We start from the raw sequence: 18,951 nt of genomic DNA, 5'->3' as shown, positions 1-18,951 counted from the left end.
ATGTCGTACCCCGAGATCCGGCCCCGCCGTCTGCGCCGCACCCCGGCGATCCGCCGGTTGGTGTCCGAGACCCGGGTCGACCCGGCCGAGCTGGTCGTGCCGATGTTCGTCAAGGAGGGGCTCACCGAGCCCCGGGCCATCTCGTCGCTCCCGGGGGTGCTCCAGCACTCCCGGGACTCGCTGCGCAAGGCGGCGGCCGAGGCGGTCCAGGCCGGGGTCGGCGGGATCATGCTCTTCGGGGTGCCGGAGCAGCGGGACCCGACCGGCTCCGGCGGCATCGACCCGAACGGCATCCTGAACGTCGCCATCCGTGACGTGGTCGCCGAGGTGGGCGACGCCACGGTGGTGATGAGCGACCTGTGCCTGGACGAGTTCACCTCGCACGGGCACTGCGGGCTGCTCAACGGAGACGGCGAGGTCGACAACGACTCCACCCTGGCCGCGTACGCCGAGATGGCGGTGGCCCAGGCTGCCGCCGGGGTCGGCATGGTCGGGCCGTCCGGGATGATGGACGGCCAGGTCGGCGTGGTGCGTCGGGCGCTCGACGCCGCCGGGCACCAGGATGTCTCAGTGCTGGCGTACGCCGTGAAGTACGCCTCTGCCTTCTACGGCCCGTTCCGGGAGGCGGTGGAGTCGGCGCTGGAGGGCGACCGGCGCACCTACCAGCAGGATCCGGCCAACCTGCGGGAGTCGCTGCGCGAGGTGGCGCTCGACGTCGCCGAGGGCGCCGACCTGGTGATGGTCAAGCCGGCATTGCCCTACCTCGACGTGGTGTCGGCGGTCCGGGCCGCGGTGGACGTCCCGGTCGCCGCCTACCAGGTCTCCGGCGAGTACGCGATGGTCGAGGCGGCCGCCGCGAACGGCTGGATCGACCGGGAGCGGGTGATGCTGGAGACGCTCACCTCGATCAAGCGGGCCGGCGCGCAGGTCATCCTCACCTACTGGGCGGTCGAGGCCGCCGAGCTGCTCCGCCAGCGCTACTGACCTGCGCGGCCGCGCCCGAGCGGGTCGAGCCTCCTCAGCAAGATCGTGCTGAAACAAGGATGTAGTGGCCTCCTGGTCACCGGAGGCCACTACATCCTGGGTCGAGCGCGATCATGCAAAGGGCGGACCTCAGTCGTCGTTGGCGATGGTGCCCGTCGCCAGCGGGTCGGCCAGTCGTAGGCCGGGCACGCCCGCCACGAGCAGGGTCAGCTTCTCGTCCGACTCCCGCTTCCGGTCACCACGCACGGTCACCGGGAAGGCGACCGACGTCTGCCCGGCGGCCAACACCTTGCAACCGGCGTACGGGTCGAAGTCCGAGCCGCCCTGCGCCGTGAGGCCGACGGTGGCGGCGCAGAGCAGCACCGGCTGGGACAACGGCCGGGACACGGTGGCGGTGAAGGTGAGCTGCCGGTTGCCCTTGTCGCCCTCGACCACCGTCGTGTCGGCGACGGTCAGCGAAGCCCGGGACCGGAACCTCGCCACCTGCGGGTCGTGGTCGCTGGAACCGCGCGACCCGTCGCCGGTGAACTCCGCCGACCAGTCGGCGTTGATGTGCGCCGCCCGGACCTGCACCAGGTCGCCGTAGAACGCGTCGTTGACGAACAGGTGGTCGAGTGTCTGCGCCTGACCCTCGAAGCTGTACGAGTAGGCGGACGCCGGCACGTCGGCGACGAGGTTGTCCCACAGATTGTGCAGCCCCGCCTCGTAGAGCGGTGCGAGTTGGTCCGACGGTGTCGGCTGGTCGCCGGTGGCGATGGGATCGTCCGGGCGGGGGAAGACGTTCAGGTCCCCGCCGTAGACCACCCGGGCGCTCTGGTCGGCCGCCTCGATCGCGGTGACGATCGCCGCGCCGTAACGTGCCTGCTCCCGCCGCTGCCCGATCCGGCTGTCGGGGCCGGAGGAGTAGTGGTTGCTGAGCGCGTACAGGGTGAACCGCTCGGTCGAACCGGGTGACGCGGCCACGCTGAACTTGCCCAACTGGGGAGCGCGGGTGAAGACGTTGTTACCGTCGCGACCGGTCGAGGTGTCCACGTCCGACGGCAGCACCGCGTTGAGCGCCTTCGGGTTCTGCACGTCGGAGTTGGCCGGCAGCCCCGCTGCGCGGTACTGAACGGTCGGTGCCGAGCCGAGCAGCGGGTCGTTCGCCGTCGCGGCCGCCAACGACAACCGGTCCGTGCGGTACAGGAAGGCGGCGGTGATACCGCGGGCGTCCGCGCCGGTCCGGTCATAGGCGGCGGCGTACGCGGGCCCGCCGGCCGCCGCCACCGTGAGCGCCAACTCCTGGATGCTGTCCGGAGCGCCATCGGCGTTGTTGGTGTCGCCGCAGCTCAGCGCTGCCCCCGAGACCGTGCAGATGTCCTGGTCCTCGGCCTCCTGCACCAGGATCAGGTCCGGTGCGTGCAGGTCGGAGACGATCTGGTCGGCGAGCGCTGCCAACTGCTCGCGGTAGTCCGCCTCGCTGCCCGGCACGTAGTCGAACGGGGGGTCGACACCCGGGCAGCCGGTGTTACCGGCGAAGTCACAGCCGTCGAACGGGTCGTCCCGGTAGTCGTACAGGTTCTCCACGTTGTAGGTGGCCACGGCCACCTCCTGCGACCGGTCGGCCGGCTTGGGCGGGTTGTTCTTCGACGGGTCGGCCCCGGCGGCGAACTCCGCCCGCTCGACCTGGACGCCGTACTTCTCGAACGAGTAGTAGACCGCGCCGGCCGCGTCCGCGCGTAACGTGTCGAAGGTGTGCGCCGGCGGGAGCAGCGCGGTGCTGTCCCCGGCGGTGGCCTTCACGCCCATGCTGCCGAGCAGCACCCGCTGACCGTTGCCGTCGTCGAAGCGGCGGGTCGGGTCGTTGTCCAGCGGGTGCGAGTCCCGGAAGACCCGACGGGCGTACGGGTCGGTGCGGTCCAACAGCGGGTCGTCCCGGTCGACCACCCACAGCTCGGCGTCGGCGGTGGAGGAGAAGACGTCCCGTCCGCTCACCGCGCCGCTGCCTGCGCGTACCCGCATCCGGCTGCCCTCGTGCCGCTCCCAGAAACGCTGCGCGTCGGTGAACTCGGCCGGTGGTACCGCGTCGGTGACCGCGACCGCGGTGTCCATGGCCAGGCCGCCGCCGATCCGGCGGACCAGCGACGCGCCGGAGAGTTGGGTGAAGTTGAAGTATTCGGACACCCGGGCCCGGAGCACGACCTCGTCGCCCACCGTCGGGACGTAGCCGCCGATCAGCGACGTGAACGTGCCCATGAACACGAAGATGCCGTCGGAACTGGTCGGGTCGCCGTCGGTGTCGCCGGTCCGGCTCTGCAGGAAGAAGCCGTGCTGCTCCGCCCCGGCCGAGGTGCGGGCCAGGGTCAACTGGGTGATCACCCCGCGTACGTCGTACAGGATGCTGCTCGTGCCGTTGCCGCTCGCCGGTGCGAGCGGCGACCGGTCGGTTGGACCGGACTCCGCGTCGGTGGTCGGGCCCTGCACCTCGCCGACGGTCAACTCCCGGGTCACCTGCACGACCAGCGTGCAGGTGGCGGTGCCACCGCCCGCGTCGGTCGCGGTCAGGGCGACGGTGTAGGCCCCGGCGGCGAGGTCGGCGCTCGCGCCGACCGTGGCGTGGGCGGTGCCGCCGACGCCCTCGGCGGGGGTGAACGCGGTGCGGGTGATCGCGCCGGTGGCCGGGGCCGGGCTGACCGTGGTCACCGCCAGGTCGACGATCGTGTCATCGGGGTCGGTGGCGGTGACCTCCCGGCTCGCGGCCGTGCCCGCCGTGGTGACCAGCGGGCCACCACAGGTCAGCGTGGCCGGCGCGTCGACCGGGCCGCCGCCGTCCACGGTGTGCGTCCCGAGGCCGTCGAAGGTGTCGACCGGGAAGCCGGCCCACTGCGCGGCGGGGTCGAACGCGTCGGCCGGATCGGTGTCGCCAGCGGTGACAGTCGACAGCCGGCGCAGGGTGTTGTCCGCGGTGCTGGTGGCGCCCGCCCCCCACTCGCTGCCCGGATCGACGCCCACCTGTCCGATCGAGTCGAGCACGGTGGTGCCCCGGCGCAACACGATCGCGTCGTCACCGTTGAACAGGCTCGCCCCGGTGGTCTGGTCGGCCTGGGCGAGGATGGCGGCCCCGGCCGAGGCACTGGCGAACACGAACGCGTCACCCGCGGCCACGCTCCCGGTCAACGCGATCGTGGTGGCCGTGGTGGAGCCGTTGAAGTAGAGCTGGAGTTGATAGCCACCGGCGCTCAGGTCGACCGGGGCACCGGTGCCGTTGAACAGCTCGATCGCCTTGTTGTTCGACGAACCTTCGACGTACTCCGAGATGAACAGGTCGGTGGGCGCGGCGCTGGCCGCGGTGGGTGCGACGCCGAGTGCCGTGATGGTCACGGCGGCGGTGGCGGTCGCGAGCGCGGCGATTGAGCGGCGCGGGCGCATAGGGCCTCCACGATGGGTGGATAGGAGTCAACGCACGTTAAGGTGCGCGACTGTCCACCGTCCATCCCCAAGTGGACAGTTCCGTGAATTCCCTCAGCGGGGCGGGTCGAGGCGGTGCACCAGCTCGGCGACATCGACGCTGTATTCGCACCAGTCCCGGTCGGGCCGGTAACCCAGCTCGGCGTTGACCTTCAGCATCGCCTCGTTGGCCTGCGCGTTCCAGGTCTGCACCTCGATCAGCTCCGGCTCGGAGGAGCGCAGCTCCAGCAGCATCCGAGCCTTGATCGCCCGATCGATGCCGTAGCCCCGATGGTCCTGCGCGACGATCGTGTCGTACTGGTCGGCGCGGGTCGGGTGCTGCGCTGGGACCACCACCTCGGTCAGGCCGGCCACCTCGCCGCTCTGCTCGTGCCGGGCGAGCACGATGTACGGTTTCATGCCCCGCCGGTGCAGGGTGTCGAGGCTGTCGCGCAGCCGCTCCGGGTCGTAGGAGCTCGGGCGCAGCTCGCCGTCGTCGACGTCGCGCACCTCGGCCTTCGCCCGCGCGTACGCCTCGATCAGGTCATCCGGTGGCCCACCAGGGAAGAACTCCAGGTGGTAGCCCGCCGCGACGCCGGTGGCCATCTGCGCCAGCTCGGCCCAGTCGACCGTGGTCAGGTCGAGCACGCTGCGCGTCTCCACGTACTCCCGGGCGAAGCCGAGCGACTCGTAGAACCCGACTGCGGGCGTGTCGCCGACCACCTCGACCCCGATCGACCGGAAGCCCTCCTGGTAGACCCGGCGGGCGGCGCGCAACACCAGGTCCCGGCCGAGGTGGCTGCGCCGCACGGACGGGTGCACCAACACCTCGAGCACGCCGATGTCACCGAGGAGCAGCACATGGACCTGGCCGAGCACCGCGCCCGGATGATCGGGGTCGGTCGGGTCGGCCTGCGCAATCCAGGAGATCCGCCGCTCGCCGGGCATCACCTCGGCGAGGTATTCCCGCAGCGAGGTCTCCCGCCACGGCGGGTCGTGCGGCAGATCGGTCGCCAGGACCGCGTTCAGCGTGGCCAGCAGCGACGCGATCTCGGCGGACGACGCGGTCCTCGGGTCCCACTCGCGCACCATCACCCGTCTAGCTTGCCGCTAACAGGTGCCCGGGGGAAGTGTCTAGTTCTCCAACGTATCGAGACGATCACGTCACGGGCGACTGGCCCGTCCGTACCGGTTCGCGGTGTCGTAGACGTCCTGGGCGTACCGCCGCACGTCGTTGTAGGACAAGATCGCGTTCCACCAGTCGGTCGGGATGCTCAGGTTGCGGCCGCCCTTGCAGAGGTAGTTCCCCGCCGCCAGGGCGGCGTCGTCCAGGTCGTGCGGGTCCTTGACCCCGTCGTTGTCCGCGTCCGCGCCGATCTCCAGCCAGGTGCTCGGGATGAACTGCATCGGCCCGATCGCCCGGTCGAGGGTCGTGTCCTCGTCGAGCTGCCCGCGGTCGGTGTCGATGATCCGCATCCGCCCGTCCTTGCCGTCCAGCGGCAGCCCGATGATCTTCGGCAGCGCCTTGCCGTCCTGCCCGAGCCGTGCTTGGTTGGCCGAGCCGTGCCCCGATTCGACCTGGCCGATCGCGGCGAGCGTGGTCCAGCTCAGCGCACAGCTGCGGTTGGTCTGGTTGAGCATCAACTCGGCGTACCCGTACGCCTGCATGGCGACGGCCGGGATGCCCACCTTGGTGCCGACCTGCTGAGCCCAGCCGGCCAGGGCGTCCGAGGGTCGGACTCCGGTCACCTGCCCGATGGTGGGCTGCCCGGTCGGCAGCCCGCCGCTGGGCAGCCCGCTGGGCAGCCCGCTGGGCAGCCCGCTGGGTAGCCCGCCGCTGGGTAGCGGGCCGGTCGGGACCGGCCCGGACGGCACCCCCGGCGGTGCGGCTACGGTCGGCCCGGCAGAGGAGTCGTCCGCGACCGGACGGGGTGCGCGGATCGTGGCCGGCACGAGCAGCGCGCCCGCCGCAGCGGTCGCGGCCACCAGCGCCAGCAGGAAGAGGCCGGGCAGGGTGAGCCGACCACTCGGCCGGCGAGCCCAGGCACGGGTCGCACGGGCGGCGGAGGCTGCCGCCTGGCGCGGCGGCAGCCGTACCGCGTGCGCGAACGGCACCCGCCGGCGCCGGGTGGGTGCGGACGCCGGCACGACGGGCACCTCGTCCACACTGGTTTTCGCCAGGCCTGCCGCGCCGACCACGGTCTTCGCATCGCCAGCCGGCGCGCCTGCGCTCGACCCGGCGGCAGACTTCGGCGCGGCCGGAGCACCGGCACCGCCGCCGTCAGTCTTCGCGATTCCGGCGATGGCGCTCTCGGCCGTCGCACCTCCGGGCTTCGCGCTGCCGGTGCTCGGGCTCTCGGTGTTCGCGCTCTCGACCTTGGGGCCTTCGTTGTTCGGGCTCTTGCCCTTCGGGTCTTCGGCCTTCGGGCTCTTGGCCTTCGGGTCTTCGGCCTTCGGGCTCTCGGTCTTCGCGCCTTCGGTCTTCGCGCTCTCGGGCTTTGCGCCTTCGGCCTTCGTGTCGGCGATCGGGTCGGGTTCGGCTGGGCCCTTCGCGGCGGGAGCGGTGACGCTCGCATCCGGGCCGGATCCGGCGGCATCGGTAGGGCTGGACGGGGCGGCAGGTGTGGTCGACGCACCCCCGGACCGGCCGCTCAACCAGGGCCGGCGGGGGCGGGGCACCGCGCGCACCGGATCGGGCGCGGCTCCCGAGCCCTCCAGTGGCCCGTCCAGCGGCGCGGCCGGTCGTAACGGTTGCACACGCGTGTCGTCCTCGCCGTCCACCACCCGTCGAGTATCACCCATACTCCGCCGAACGTCAGATCCACGTACCCTGGGTGCCATGCCCCGGTACGAGTTCCGCTGCCGCGCCTGCGGCGACACCTTCGAGGTCAACCGTTCGATGGCTGCGGCCGCTGACCCGGCCACCTGCCCGCAGGGCCACGCCGACACGGTCAAGCTGCTCTCCGCGATCGCGGTCACCGGCCGGGCTGGTGCCGCCGGTGGTGCCCCGGCGTCCACCGGTGGCGGGTGCTGCGGCGGCGCCTGCGGCTGTTGATCGGGCCAGTTCGCAGCCACCTGGTGGGCTGGTCTTGCCGGGAGCGGGTCCGAGTGGCACCTTGAGGCGGGACCTGCCCGGCCGTTCTCACGATGTGTGACCCCCCGGACTCAGGCAGCATGAACCCGACGTCACGGGCGGAGGTTCCACGCATGTCGCCACGGATTCAGCTTCCGAGCGGTTGGGTGACCTTCGTGTTCACCGATATCGAGGGCTCGACCCGGCTGGCTCAGCTGCTCGGGCCGGACTACCGCCCGGTGCTCGCGGAGCATCGACGGCTGCTGCGCCGGACCCTGGCCAGCACGGGCGGCGCGGAGTTGCTGACCGAGGGCGACTCGTTCTTCCTGGCCTTCGAGGACGCGGGTGCGGCGCTGACCGCATGCCTGACCGCCCAGCGTGCGTTGTCCAGCCACGACTGGCCCACCGCCGAAGCCGCGCCCCGGGTGCGGATGGGCCTGCACACCGGCTACGCCGAGCCGCGCGACGGCGACTACGCCAGCCCCGAGGTGCACCGCGCCGCCCGGGTGGCCGCCGCGGCGCATGGCGGGCAGGTGCTCTGTTCGGCGTCCACCGCCCGTCGGGCCGATCCGTTGCCACCCGGCGCGTCCCTGCTCGACCTGGGCCTGCACCGGTTGCGCGGCTTCGACGACCGGGAACGACTCTTCCAACTGGTCGCACCGGGCCTGGAGCGGCAGTTCCCCCGACCCCGCACCGCCGACGCGGTGGCGCACAACCTGCCGACCCAGGTGACCTCGTTCGTTGGTCGGCAGTCCGAGCGCGTCGAGCTGGGGCTGTTGCTGGAGCAGCACCGCCTCGTGACCGTGCTGGGCGCGGGCGGCGCGGGCAAGACCCGGCTCGCGGTGGAGTTGGCCAGCGGGGTGGTCGAGGCGTACCCGGACGGGGTTTGGTTCGTCGACATCGCCGCGGTGACCGACCCGGGGCTGGTGGCGTTCGCGATCGCCGCGGTGCTCGGCCTGCGACCCGAGCCGGGCCGGCCGATACTGGACACCCTGGTCGAGCACGCGGCCGGCCGCCGCATGCTGGTCGTCCTCGACACCTGCGACACCCAACCGGCCGCCTGTGCGGAGGTGATCGCGCGGTTGCTGTCCGGCGGGGGCGGCGTGCGGGTGCTGGCGACCAGTCGTGAGTCGTTCAGCCTGCCGGGCGAGGTGGTGTGGCGGATCCCGCCGCTCTCGGTCGACCCGCAGGCGGACGGTGTGGAGAGCGACGCGGTGGCGTTGTTGCTGGACCGTACGACGGCGGCTCGCGGCGGTCGACAGCCGGACCCAGCCGAGTCGGCCGATCTTCGCCGGGTGGTGCAGCGGCTGGATGGGTTGCCGCTCGCCATCGAGTTGGCCGCCGCCCGCCTGCGGGTGCTCTCTGTCGGCCAACTCGCCGAGCGGCTGGACGATGTTCTCGGCACATTGGACGCCGGCCGGGAGGACCCGGATCCACCGCCGGTGGAGCGGGCGTGGTCCGGCAACCAGCAGGACACCGTGGACCTGGTCGCCGCGGCCGCCGGAACGTCGCCGCCCACCCCGGCGAGCAGGGCGGTGCAGCGCTCAGCCACCGAGCGGCACCTGACCATGCAGGCCACCGTCACCTGGTCGTACCGGACGCTCGGACCTCGGGCGGCTCGCCTGCTGCGGTGGCTGGCCGTCTTCGCCGGGCCGGTGGACCTGGCGACGGTGGAGTGGCTGCTGGGTGACGACCCGCTGGACCCGCTCTCGGTGCTGGTGGACAAGTCGATGGTGTTGGCCGAGCCGCGTGCTGCCGGGAGCACCTACCGGATGCTCGATCCGATCCGGGCGTACGCGGCGCGGCGATTGGTCGAGGCGGGTGAGGAGCAGGCTGCCCGGGACCGGCATGTGGCCTGGTCAGCGCACGCGGTGGAGCGGGCACACCTGGGCCAGGACGGCCGACCGGTGACGCTGTCGCTGTATGCCCTCGACCCACTGGCCGGGGAGCTTCGCGCCGCACTGCGGTGGTGCGCCACCGGCGGCAGCGCCCGCGCCGGTCTCGGGCTGGCTGGTGGCCTGGACCAGTGGTGGCTTGAGCGGGGCTTGGCCCGGGAGGGGCGGCTGTGGCTGTTCCGGTTGTACGGGCGTCTCGCTGAGACGGGTGAGCGGATCCCCGAGGCGGAGCTGGCGGCGGTCTACCACATGCATTCTCTGCACGCCGGTGCGGACGGCGAGTTCGCCGAGGAATTGCGCTACTCCCAGCGGGCCGAGGCGGCCGCTCGACAGGCGGGTGATGCCGGGTTGCTGGCCCGGGTGCTCGCCGGACGGGCCGCGCCGCTGGTGGACATGGGGCAGTTCGTCGAGGCCGAGCGGGTGTGCCGGGAGGTCATCGACTGGGCGCATGGGCAGGACGTGGTCGGCGAAGCACTGTTGGCCGTGTTCAGCCTGGCCGAGTTGCTCTGGCGGCGGGGCGCCCTGGAGGAGGCGGCGGACCTGCTGGGTGCGGTCCGTCCGGTGGAGGCGGTCCGTCCGGTGGAGCGGGGTCGGCGTTCGGTGGACATGCTGCTCGGGATGGTCGCGCTGGCCCGGGGTGACGTGATCGCCGCACATGAACACCTGTTGGTGGCGCTGCGTTCTCGAATGGGTCATGGCTACCACGGCCGGGCCTGCGACACGTTGAACGCGATCGCGGTGCGCTGCGCGATCGGCGGAGACCGGTTGACCGCCGCTCGCCTGTTCGGAGCGGCGCAGGCCACCCGGGCGAGCATGCGAGCGACCCCGGGCATCTACGGCGGCTACTGGGCCGAACAGCAGACGGAGTTGCGCGCGGTGCTGGGCGACGCGGCCTTCGACGACGCGTACGGCGAGGGTGCCGAGTTGGGGTTGGACGAGGCCGCGGCGCTGGCACTGGACGTGGAGCACCCGGACCTGGCAGCGGATTCGACCCGCTTCAACACCAGCGTGCCCGAGCCAGCCGCACTCAGTCCCGCCGACCCAGACCGCCACCCAGCCACCCGCACCGAACACGCCTAACCCCCACCCCCACCCCCACCCCCCACCCCCCACCCCACCCCCACACCGTTGTCGATCATGAGGTTATTGCTGCGACACGCCGAGTGAACGGGCAATAACCTCATGATCAACGCGGGCGTCGGGGGTTAGGCGCGGGGGGTGGTGCGGCGTTCGGCGGTGGCCTTCAGTTGGGCGGCGCGGTCGATGTCGGCCTGCTGTACGGCCGCCAGCGATCCGAAGAGGCTGACCGCCTGGTAGTAGGTCCAGGCCAGGCTGTAGCAGGCCGGCCGGACGATCGAGTTGTACGTGGCGCAGACGCGCTTCAGGTCCTCGTAGAAGGCGCTGTCCAGTCGGGACTTGTTGGCGGGGAACTGGCCGACCGCCTTGTAGTTGCGGTAGCCGAAGTCGTGCCGGTAGCAGCCCAGGTTGAAGGTGAACCCGAGCGGGTTGTCCGGGCTGGACGAGCAGTAGTCGGTGGACCAGTTGAAGTTGTACTCGGCCCAGGGGGCCCGATTGACCCGGGCGCTGTTCCAGGAGTTGTAGCTGGAGGCGCTGGTCTGGGTCCAACTGGACAGCACGGAGAGCCGCTGGGCGGGGGTGACGGCGGCGGCGGGGGAGGCGATGGCGAGGGTGGCTAGCAGCGCGAGCGCGCCCGAGGCGAACAGGGTGGCGAGACGTCGGGGCACGGGTTACCTCCGCGGGGGTGAGCGGGCGGGGCGTAAGTTACCGGCGGGTTACCGGATGTCGATGAGTGTCGATCAGCTGATCAACCGGTCGGTATGCGCCGCGCCAACTATTGATGACAGGCGTCGAAACAGACGAATGCCCCGGGTGCTCGGCGCACCCGGGGCATTCGGCGAGGGACGAACGGGTCAGCGCAGGACGAAGGCCGGGGGGCTTGTCGGGCTCTCGTTGGCCGATCGATCCAGCGCGGTCAGCTGGTAGGTGTAGCGCCGGCCGGGAACGGCTGAGGTGTCCACCCAGGACTGGGAGCCGCCCGGGGTGGCCCGGACGGTGTCGACCAGGTGTGCGGCGTCCGCGGTGCCGCACCGACCGGGAACCGCGGTGCCGTCGAACCGGTAGATCGCGTACGAGGTGGCGGTGCCGAGCGGTCCGACGCCGTCAGCCGGCTGGCGCCAGGTCAGTCGTACTCCGTCAGCCGGCCGTGCTGCCTTGGTGACCACCGGGAAGAGCAGTGGGCGGGCCGGCAGTTGCGGCATGGCTGGTACGAGCGCCGGGCGGGAGTAGTGCTCGGCCGCGTAGATGTCGGTGGCACCGAGCCGGTTGGCCCGCACCTGCACGGCCGAGAAGTGCACGTTGCCCTGCACCTCCGGGTACGCCCGATTGAGCGTCAGGTGGTCGGAGAGTTCACTCGGGTTCTGCCAGTACGGCCCGTACGCCGGGTCCCCGCTCTTGTAGTCGGCCTGGCCGATGTAGAGCTGCACGTGGGTGCCCCGCACGGTCTCGGCCCACCACGGCACGAGTCGCGCGTAGTCGGCCGCCGGGTACTGGCCGATGTACCAGTAGAGCTGCGGCACCACGTAGTCGATCCACTCCTGCTTGATCCACTTACGGGTGTCGGCGGAGATGATGTCGTACGACTGGCTGCCCGTGGTGTCCGAGCCGAGCGGGTCGGCGGCCTTGTTGCGCCAGATGCCGAACGGGCTGACCCCGAACTTCACCCACGGCTTCGCCGCCTTGATCTTGCCGCTCATCTCCTGGACCAGCAGGTTGATGTTGTCGCGCCGCCAGTCCGCCCGGTCGGTGAAGCCCCGATTGTGGGCCGCGAAGGTGGCGTCGTCCGGCACCTGGTAGGTGCCACTGGGGTAGGGGTAGAAGTAGTCGTCGAAGTGCACGCCGTCGATGTCGTACCGGCTGACCGCGTCCATCATCGCGGTCTGCACGAACTCGCGGACCTCGGGGATGCCGGGGTTGTAGTAGAGCCGGCTGCCGGCCACGCCGGCCGGCGGGTAGGCGAAGGTCCAGTCCGGATGCTGCCGGGCCGGGTGGTTGGGGGCGAGCTGGGCGAGGTCCGCGCCGGCGCCGCCGGGTGCCGGCATCGAGACACGGTACGGGTTGAACCAGGCGTGGAATTCCAGGTTGCGCCGGTGGGCCTCGTCGACCAGGAAGGCTAGGGGATCCCAGCCTGGGTCCTTCCCACGGATGCCGGTCAGGTATTCCGACCACGGCTCGTACGGCGAGGGCCAGAGCGCGTCGGCGGTGGGCCGGACCTGCACCACGACTGCGTTGTGGTTCAGCCGCTCGGCGAGGTCGAGCAGTTCCCGATACTCGGTCTGCTGGGCGGCGACCTGGTCCGGGCTGGTCTGGGACGCCTTGCTGGGCCAGTCGATGTTGACCACCGACGAGATCCACATGGCGCGGAACTGCCGTTTCGGCGTGGCCGGGTCGGTGGTGCAGGTGGTGCTTGAGGTGCTTGAGGTGCTGGCTGGGCCGGGTGTCGCGTTCGCGGGGGTGGCGGCGACGAGGCTGCCGAGCAGGGTGGTGATCAGCCCGGCGGCTGCGAGGCGAGTTGGCTTCATGCGGTGTGTCCCTCCGTTGGGGCTCCCGTGTGATGAGGCGGCACCCTCGGCAAGATTCGCCGATTGCTATCTACCGCTGGTAGGAAATTTTCACAATCGGGCCGTTACCGCAAGAGCTCGTGGTTGACCATTCCCGCCGCTGGGTAGCAACGCCGGTCACCGGCCGCCGCGGAGGTGGTCGCACGGTGGGAGGGGTGAGCGCATGTCCGTGCTGCGGACAAAACCGATCAAGGACGTGATAGCCCAGGGTGAGGCCGACGGCAGCGACGGTCAGCTGGGGCTGAAGAGACGGCTCGGCGCGGTCGACCTCACCGGCTTCGGCATCGGCATCGTGATCGGCACCGGCATCTTCACGCTCACCGGCATCGAAGCCCGGGACAGCGCCGGGCCGGGCGTGGTGATCTCCTTCGCCATCGCCGGCCTGGTGGCCCTGCTCGCCGCGCTCTGCTACGCCGAGTTGGCGTCCAGCGTGCCGACCGCCGGCAGCGCCTACACCTACGCGTACGCGACGATGGGCGAGATCGTCGCCTGGATCATCGGCTGGGACCTGCTGCTGGAGTTCGCGCTCGGCGCCGCCGTGGTGGCGCGAGGTTGGTCCGGCTACCTCGCGGAACTGCTCGACCTGCCGACCCGATGGTTCGGCGAGGAGGGCAGCACGGTCAACGTCGGTGCCATCGCCATCGTGCTGATCCTCGGCGTCGTGGCGATCGTCGGCATTCGGGAATCCGCCCGCATCACCAACCTGTTGGTGCTGGTCAAGGTGGCCATCTGCATCTTCGTGGTGGTGGCCGGCCTGTTCTTCGTCAGGGCCGCCAACCTCACGCCGTTCATTCCCCCGGCCGAGCCCGCAGGCGGCGGCGACGACGGCATCAAGCAACCTGTCACGCAGGCGCTCTTCGGGCTGGAACCGTCGGTCTTCGGCTTCGTCGGGGTGCTCAGCGCCGCTGCCGTCGTCTTCTTCGCGTACACCGGCTTCGAGGCGGTGGCGAACCTGGGCGAGGAGACTCGCAAGCCCAAGCGGGACCTCACCCTGGGTCTGCTCGGCACGCTGCTGATCTCCACCGTGCTCTACATCGGTGTCTCGCTGGTGGTGGTCGGGATGGTGCCGTACACCGAGATCGACCGGGGCGCCCCGATCGCGTCGGCCTTCGAGTCGGTCGGCGCGGGCTGGGCGGCCGTGCTGGTCTCCATCGCCGCCGTCGCGGGCCTGACCAGCGTCATCCTGGTCGACCTGGTGGCGATGGGCCGGATCGGCTTCGCCATCGCCCGGGACGGGTTGATCCCGCCCTCGATCGCGACCGTGCACCCGCGCTGGGGCACCCCGTACCGGATCTCGGCGATCATGACGGTCGCGGTAGCGCTGCTCGCCGGATTCCTGCCGCTGTCCGCGTTGGCCGACCTGGTCAGCATCGGCGCGCTCTGCGCGTTCGTGCTCGTGTCGATCGCGGTGCCGATCCTGCGCCGCAGGCGCCCGGACCTGGAACGACCATTCCGGGTGCCGTTCTCCCCGGTGCTGCCGATCATCTCGGCGCTGGCCTGCTTCTACCTGATGCTCAACCTGTCGGTGGAAACCTGGCTGCGGTTCCTCGCCTGGATGCTGCTCGGCGGGCTGATCTACTTCGGCTACGGCCACCGCCGCAACCGGCTGGCCCGACACGAGCCCGCCGTCGCTCCGACCCCCCGTGAGCCGACCGCCTGACCGATGTGCGGAGGGGCCGAGCGCCCCTCCGCACGATCAGCTCAGGGGCGGGGCTGTGGCGCCGCGGTGGGACCGTTGACCACCGGTTTGCCGTCGACCCAGGTCACCTCGTCGAGCCAGACCTGCCGGCCGGGGTCGGTGCTGCCCTCCTGGCCGGGCGGCCAGGCGTGGTACAGCAGCCACGTCCGGCCGTCCTTCACGACCATCGAGGCGTGACCGGGGCCCGAGGCACCGTCCCTGCTCTTCAGGATCGGGTTCTCGGCGGCCTTCACACACGGGCCGGTCGGGCTCTCGCAGACCGCGTAGCCCTCGGCGTACTCCGCCCTGTCATAGGCGTTGGCGGCGAAGAACAGGAGCAGCCGACCGTCCTGCCGGTGGAAGAACGGCCCCTCGATCAGGGTGCCCTCCCACGGCTCGGTCTGCTTGAGCAGCTTCGTCGGCTCGCCGACGAGGGTCAGGCCGTCGTCGGCGAGGCGCTGGGACCAGAGCCAGGTGTCCACCCCGATCGCGTTGCCGTCGTTCTTCCACAGCAGCCAGAGGCTGCCGTCGGTGTCCCGGAACGGGCTGGCGTCGATCGCCCCGCCCAGGTCGGCCTGGCAGATCAGCGGGCCGCTCGCGTCGTCCCGGTACGGCCCCTGCGGCGCGCTGGCCACCGCCCGCCCGACGCACTGCCGCCCGGACTCCCGCCCGGCGACGGTGTAGTAGAGCAGGAACTTGTCCGGTGCCAGCTGGATCGCCTCGGGTGCCCAGGTCTTGCCGGGGTCCGCCCAGTCCGGCAGCGTCGGCAGGGCGTCCTCGGCCTCGGTCCAGTCGACCAGGTCCGTCGACGTGTGCACCGGAACGTTGCGGCCCTCGGAGTTGGTGTGGAACAGGTACCAGGTGTCGCCCACCTGAATGGCCTGCGGGTCCGGGGCGTCGGTCTTCACGACGGGGTTGGTGAACATGCTGGGGTCGCTCCCGCTGCTCGTGGGGGTGGGTTCGCTGCTGTCGGCACAGCCCGGAACGAGCAACGCGGCGGCGAGGACGATCGCCGCCGCGCCACGTCGACGGACGGTTGTGCGCGTCATCCCTTCAGGCCGCTACGGGAGACGCCCTGGATGATGTGCCGCTGGGCGAGCACGAAGAGGATCAGCACCGGCACGCTGGCCAGCACCGCACCCGCCATGATCACCGGGTAGTCGGTGACGTACGAGCCCTGGAGCAGGCCCAGGCCCGGCGGCAGGGTGAGCTTCTCCGGGCTGAACAGCACGAAGATCGGCCAGAGGAAGTCGTTCCAGTTGGTGAGGAACGACAGCACGGCCAGGGTGGCCAGCGCCGGCTTGGACAGCGGCAGGACCACCTTGTAGAAGATCTGCCACTGGTTGGCGCCGTCGAGCGTGGCGGCCTCCTCCAACTCGTTCGGCAACGAGAGGAAGAACTGCCGCAGGAAGAACACCCCGAATGCGCTGGCGGCGCCGGGCACCACGATCACGGCGAGGGTGTCGATCCAGTTGAGCTGATCGACGATCAGGAAGTTCGGGATGAGCAGCGAGGTCGGCGGGATGAACAGCGTCCCGACGACCAGGGCGAAGGTCACCCCGCGTCCGCGGAACCGCAGTCGAGCCAGGGAGTACGCGGCCATCGAAGCGGTCACCAGCACCAGCAGCGCGTGCAGCGTGGCGGCCACCATGCTGTTGAGGAACCAGCGCAGCACCGGGTTCGCCGAGTTGTTGAGGATCTGCTCGTAGCCGTACCCGGCGATCGGGTTCGGCAGCCAGCTCGGCGGGATCTGCTGGGCGGCGGTGTAGGTCTTCAGCGAGGTGATGACCATCCACACCAGCGGGACCAGGAAGATCAGGGCCAGCGCGACCAGGGTGGTGTAGAGCCCGACCCGGCGCAGCCCCGATCCGGAGCCGTCGGTGGTCGGCGTGGGCGTCGTCATGGCGGTCCCCTCAGTCTTCCCGGTAGCGGAAGAGGCGGAAGTTGGCGATGCTCACGACCGCCAGCAGCAGGGCGAACACGATGCTCATCGCGGCGGCGCGACCGGCGTTGTTGTTCCGCAGGCCCTCCTCGACGATGAACCACACCACCGTGCGGGTTTCCGTGCCGGGCGTTCCCTGGGTGATCAGGAAGGACTGGCCGAACATGTTCGCCGAGGCGAGCACGGTCGTCGTGATCACGAAGAGCAGCACCGGGCGCAGGCCGGGCAGGGTGACGTTGCGGAACCGCTGCCAGGCGTTCGCGCCGTCCACCCGGGCGGCCTCGTACAGCTCAGGCGAGATGTCCTGCAGGCCAGCCAGGTAGATGACCGCGTTGAAGCCGGAGGTCCACCAGACGGTCACCCCGACCAGCGAGATCCACGCCCACGGCATGTTGGTCACCCAGGGGGTGTCCGACGGCAGCCCGACCACCCCGAGGAGCCGGTTGACCAGGCCCAGGTTGGCGTCGAGCAGGAACCGCCAGAGCAGGCCGATCACCGCGACACCCAGCACGTACGGCGCGAAGTAGACCGCCCGGAAGAAGGTCCGACCCGGGAAGGAGCGGTTGAGCAGCAGCGCCAACCCCAGCGGTACGACCACCAGCAGCGGCACCGACAGCACCGTGAAGATCGCGGTGGCCCGGACGCTCTGCCACCAGTCGCCGTAGATGGCGGAGTCGCTGGAGAAGAGCTGCTTGTAGTTGTCCAACCCGACGAACGGGCGGTTGGGTAGCTGGAAGTCCCACTGGTGCACGCTCAGCCAGAGGCCGAGGACGATCGGCAACAGCCCGAAGACCCCGAACAGGACCAGATACGGGGCAAGGAACAGGTATGGCGTCGCCCGTCTGGTCCGACCCGCTGAAGCGGCCCGGCGGGCTGCGTTGGCCGCCGGGGGCGGCGCGTCACCGCGCGCCGCCCCGACCTCGATCACGTCCGCCACTGGTTATCAGCTCCCGTACTTCTTGCGGTTTTCCTCGAGCTGCTTGTTGGCCTTGGCCACACCCTCGTCGAGCGCCTCCTTGGGCGTCTTCTTGCCCAGTGCGGCCACGTTGAACGTGTCGTAGAAGGTCTTGATGACCTCGCCGAGGCCCGGAGTCGCCGGCGGGAACGCCGCGTACTCCAGCTCGGGGGCGAGCGCCGAGATCTCCGGCAGCGCCTTGAACTCGGCGCTCTCCCGGACCGCCTTGCGGGCCGGGATCTGGCCGCCCTTGGCCCAGTCCAGCGAGTGCTGGCTCAGCCAGTTGATGAAGACCTTCGCGCCGGAGACCTTGTTGGCGTTGTTGGCCCGCTGCTTCACGATCGTGAAGTTGTGCGAGTTGGCCCAGGCCGCCGGCTTGCTGCCGATCTGGGGAAGCGGTGCGACGCCCCACTGCACCTCAGGGCTCTTCAACAGATCGTTGATCTGCCAGATGCCGTTGAACGTGAAGGCGTTCTTGCCGCTCTTGAACGCCAGGTACTCGGCGTCCTGGCCGACGTTGGCCGGCGAGTGGCCCTGCTTGATCATGTCGACCAGCCAGGTGCAGGCCTCGACCGCCGGGTCGGAGTTGAACGTGGCCTTGGCCACGTCGGCGTCGAAGAGCGTGCCGCCCCACTGGTTGAGCAGGGAGTAGAACGTCATGCCGCCGGTGAACTGGAACGGGCTGATCCAGAAGCCCTGCACGCCGGACTTCTTGAACTCGACGAGCGCCGCCGTGAAGTCGTCCTTGGTGGTCGGCGGCTTGTTCGGGTCCAGGCCGGCCCGCTGCATGACGGCCTTGTTGTAGTAGAAGCCCAGCGGGTGCATGTCCAGCGGGATGCCGTACCGCTTGTTGTTGTAGAGCCCGCCCTGCCACACCGTGGGGGCGAAGTCCGCCTCGGAGAGCTCCAGGTTCTTGGCCACGTCGTCCAACTCGCTGATCACGCCGCGGGCGGCGAAGGTGGCGAGCTGATCCATGTGCATGACCGCGATGTCCGGGCCGTTGCCGCTGGAGGCCGCACCGGGGAGCTTGTTGTAGTAGTCCTCCCACTGGTACGTGGCCACCGACACGGCGATGTTCTGGTGCTCGGTGTTGAACTGGTTCACGAGCGCCTTGAAGATGTCGCCGTCACCGCCGGTGAAGCCGTTCCAGAGCTTCAGGTCCACCTTGGGACCGGTGTATTCCTTGCCACCGTTTCCGGCGGCCGGCCCGGAGGCGCTGTCATCGCCGCCGCCGCCGCAGCCCGCGAGGGTCAGCGAGGCCGCAGCGCCGAGTCCGAGACCGAGGCCGAGCAGGCGCCGCCGGCTCATGTCGTTCTGGATCATGCTTTATCTCTCCTTGTGGGGGGACGGTATGAATTGT

The 18,951-nt window shown here is 70.6% G+C and carries 13 protein-coding genes; 4 read left to right on the top strand and 9 right to left on the bottom strand.

Annotation, left to right across the window (positions count from 1 at the left end):
• Entirely contained in the window at window positions 1-984 is a 984-nt protein-coding gene (gene hemB, locus JOD64_RS11555) for a porphobilinogen synthase (protein WP_204942230.1), read from the top strand.
• A gap of 129 nt (window positions 985-1,113) precedes the next feature.
• Here hemB and JOD64_RS11550 read toward each other — a convergent pair whose 3' ends face one another.
• The 3 genes from JOD64_RS11550 to JOD64_RS11540 form a co-directional block, all read right to left on the bottom strand.
• Window positions 1,114-4,392 carry a lamin tail domain-containing protein gene (locus JOD64_RS11550; protein ID WP_204942229.1) on the bottom strand — a complete coding sequence of 1,093 codons (3,279 nt, stop codon included), beginning with the start codon at window positions 4,390-4,392 and terminating at the stop codon, window positions 1,114-1,116.
• Between the two features lie 93 nt (window positions 4,393-4,485).
• Window positions 4,486-5,502 carry a GNAT family N-acetyltransferase gene (locus tag JOD64_RS11545; RefSeq protein WP_204946018.1) on the bottom strand — a complete coding sequence of 339 codons (1,017 nt, stop codon included), beginning with the start codon at window positions 5,500-5,502 and terminating at the stop codon, window positions 4,486-4,488.
• 72 nt (window positions 5,503-5,574) lie between these two features.
• On the bottom strand, window positions 5,575-7,194 hold the full coding sequence (locus tag JOD64_RS11540; protein WP_307813337.1) for a lytic transglycosylase domain-containing protein: 1,620 nt from the start codon (window positions 7,192-7,194) through the stop codon (window positions 5,575-5,577).
• A 55-nt stretch (window positions 7,195-7,249) separates the two neighbouring features.
• Between JOD64_RS11540 and JOD64_RS11535 the strand changes: the two genes are divergently transcribed.
• Both JOD64_RS11535 and JOD64_RS11530 read left to right on the top strand, forming a co-directional pair.
• On the top strand, window positions 7,250-7,465 hold the full coding sequence (locus tag JOD64_RS11535; protein WP_204942227.1) for an FmdB family zinc ribbon protein: 216 nt from the start codon (window positions 7,250-7,252) through the stop codon (window positions 7,463-7,465).
• Between the two features lie 152 nt (window positions 7,466-7,617).
• Window positions 7,618-10,458 carry an ATP-binding protein gene (locus JOD64_RS11530; RefSeq protein WP_204942226.1) on the top strand — a complete coding sequence of 947 codons (2,841 nt, stop codon included), beginning with the start codon at window positions 7,618-7,620 and terminating at the stop codon, window positions 10,456-10,458.
• 125 nt (window positions 10,459-10,583) lie between these two features.
• Here the strand turns inward: JOD64_RS11530 and JOD64_RS11525 are convergent, their stop codons facing one another.
• A complete protein-coding gene (locus JOD64_RS11525) occupies window positions 10,584-11,123 on the bottom strand; it encodes a phospholipase (protein WP_204942225.1) in 540 nt (179 codons plus the stop codon).
• A gap of 186 nt (window positions 11,124-11,309) precedes the next feature.
• Window positions 11,310-12,977, bottom strand: coding sequence for a glycoside hydrolase family 10-like protein (locus JOD64_RS11520; protein ID WP_204942224.1), 1,668 nt, complete (start codon window positions 12,975-12,977; stop codon window positions 11,310-11,312).
• A 202-nt stretch (window positions 12,978-13,179) separates the two neighbouring features.
• Between JOD64_RS11520 and JOD64_RS11515 the strand changes: the two genes are divergently transcribed.
• Window positions 13,180-14,676 (top strand): amino acid permease, encoded by a 1,497-nt coding sequence (locus tag JOD64_RS11515; protein ID WP_204942223.1) that lies wholly within the window; start codon window positions 13,180-13,182, stop codon window positions 14,674-14,676.
• Between the two features lie 41 nt (window positions 14,677-14,717).
• On the opposite strand, the gene JOD64_RS11510 is transcribed toward JOD64_RS11515, so the two are convergent.
• The 4 genes from JOD64_RS11510 to JOD64_RS11495 are packed head-to-tail and all read right to left on the bottom strand — an operon-like array spanning window position 14,718 to window position 18,914.
• Window positions 14,718-15,743: a glycoside hydrolase family 43 protein gene (locus JOD64_RS11510; protein WP_204942222.1), complete on the bottom strand. Its 1,026-nt coding sequence runs from the start codon at window positions 15,741-15,743 to the stop codon at window positions 14,718-14,720.
• Window positions 15,740-16,597, bottom strand: a complete 858-nt coding sequence (locus tag JOD64_RS11505; protein WP_204942221.1) for a carbohydrate ABC transporter permease — start codon at window positions 16,595-16,597, stop codon at window positions 15,740-15,742. The genes JOD64_RS11510 and JOD64_RS11505 overlap by 4 nt, the downstream gene beginning before the upstream one ends.
• 10 nt (window positions 16,598-16,607) lie before the next feature.
• Entirely contained in the window at window positions 16,608-17,573 is a 966-nt protein-coding gene (locus JOD64_RS33760) for a carbohydrate ABC transporter permease (protein ID WP_204942220.1), read from the bottom strand.
• A gap of 6 nt (window positions 17,574-17,579) precedes the next feature.
• Window positions 17,580-18,914 (bottom strand): ABC transporter substrate-binding protein, encoded by a 1,335-nt coding sequence (locus JOD64_RS11495; protein WP_204942219.1) that lies wholly within the window; start codon window positions 18,912-18,914, stop codon window positions 17,580-17,582.
• Window positions 18,915-18,951 lie beyond the last annotated feature (37 nt).

It is taken from the genome of Micromonospora luteifusca (assembly GCF_016907275.1).
GTDB classification, from domain to species: Bacteria; Actinomycetota; Actinomycetes; order Mycobacteriales; family Micromonosporaceae; genus Micromonospora; species Micromonospora luteifusca.
Note: the sequence above shows the minus strand (reverse complement) of the source record. Positions and strands in the feature narration are given on the sequence as shown.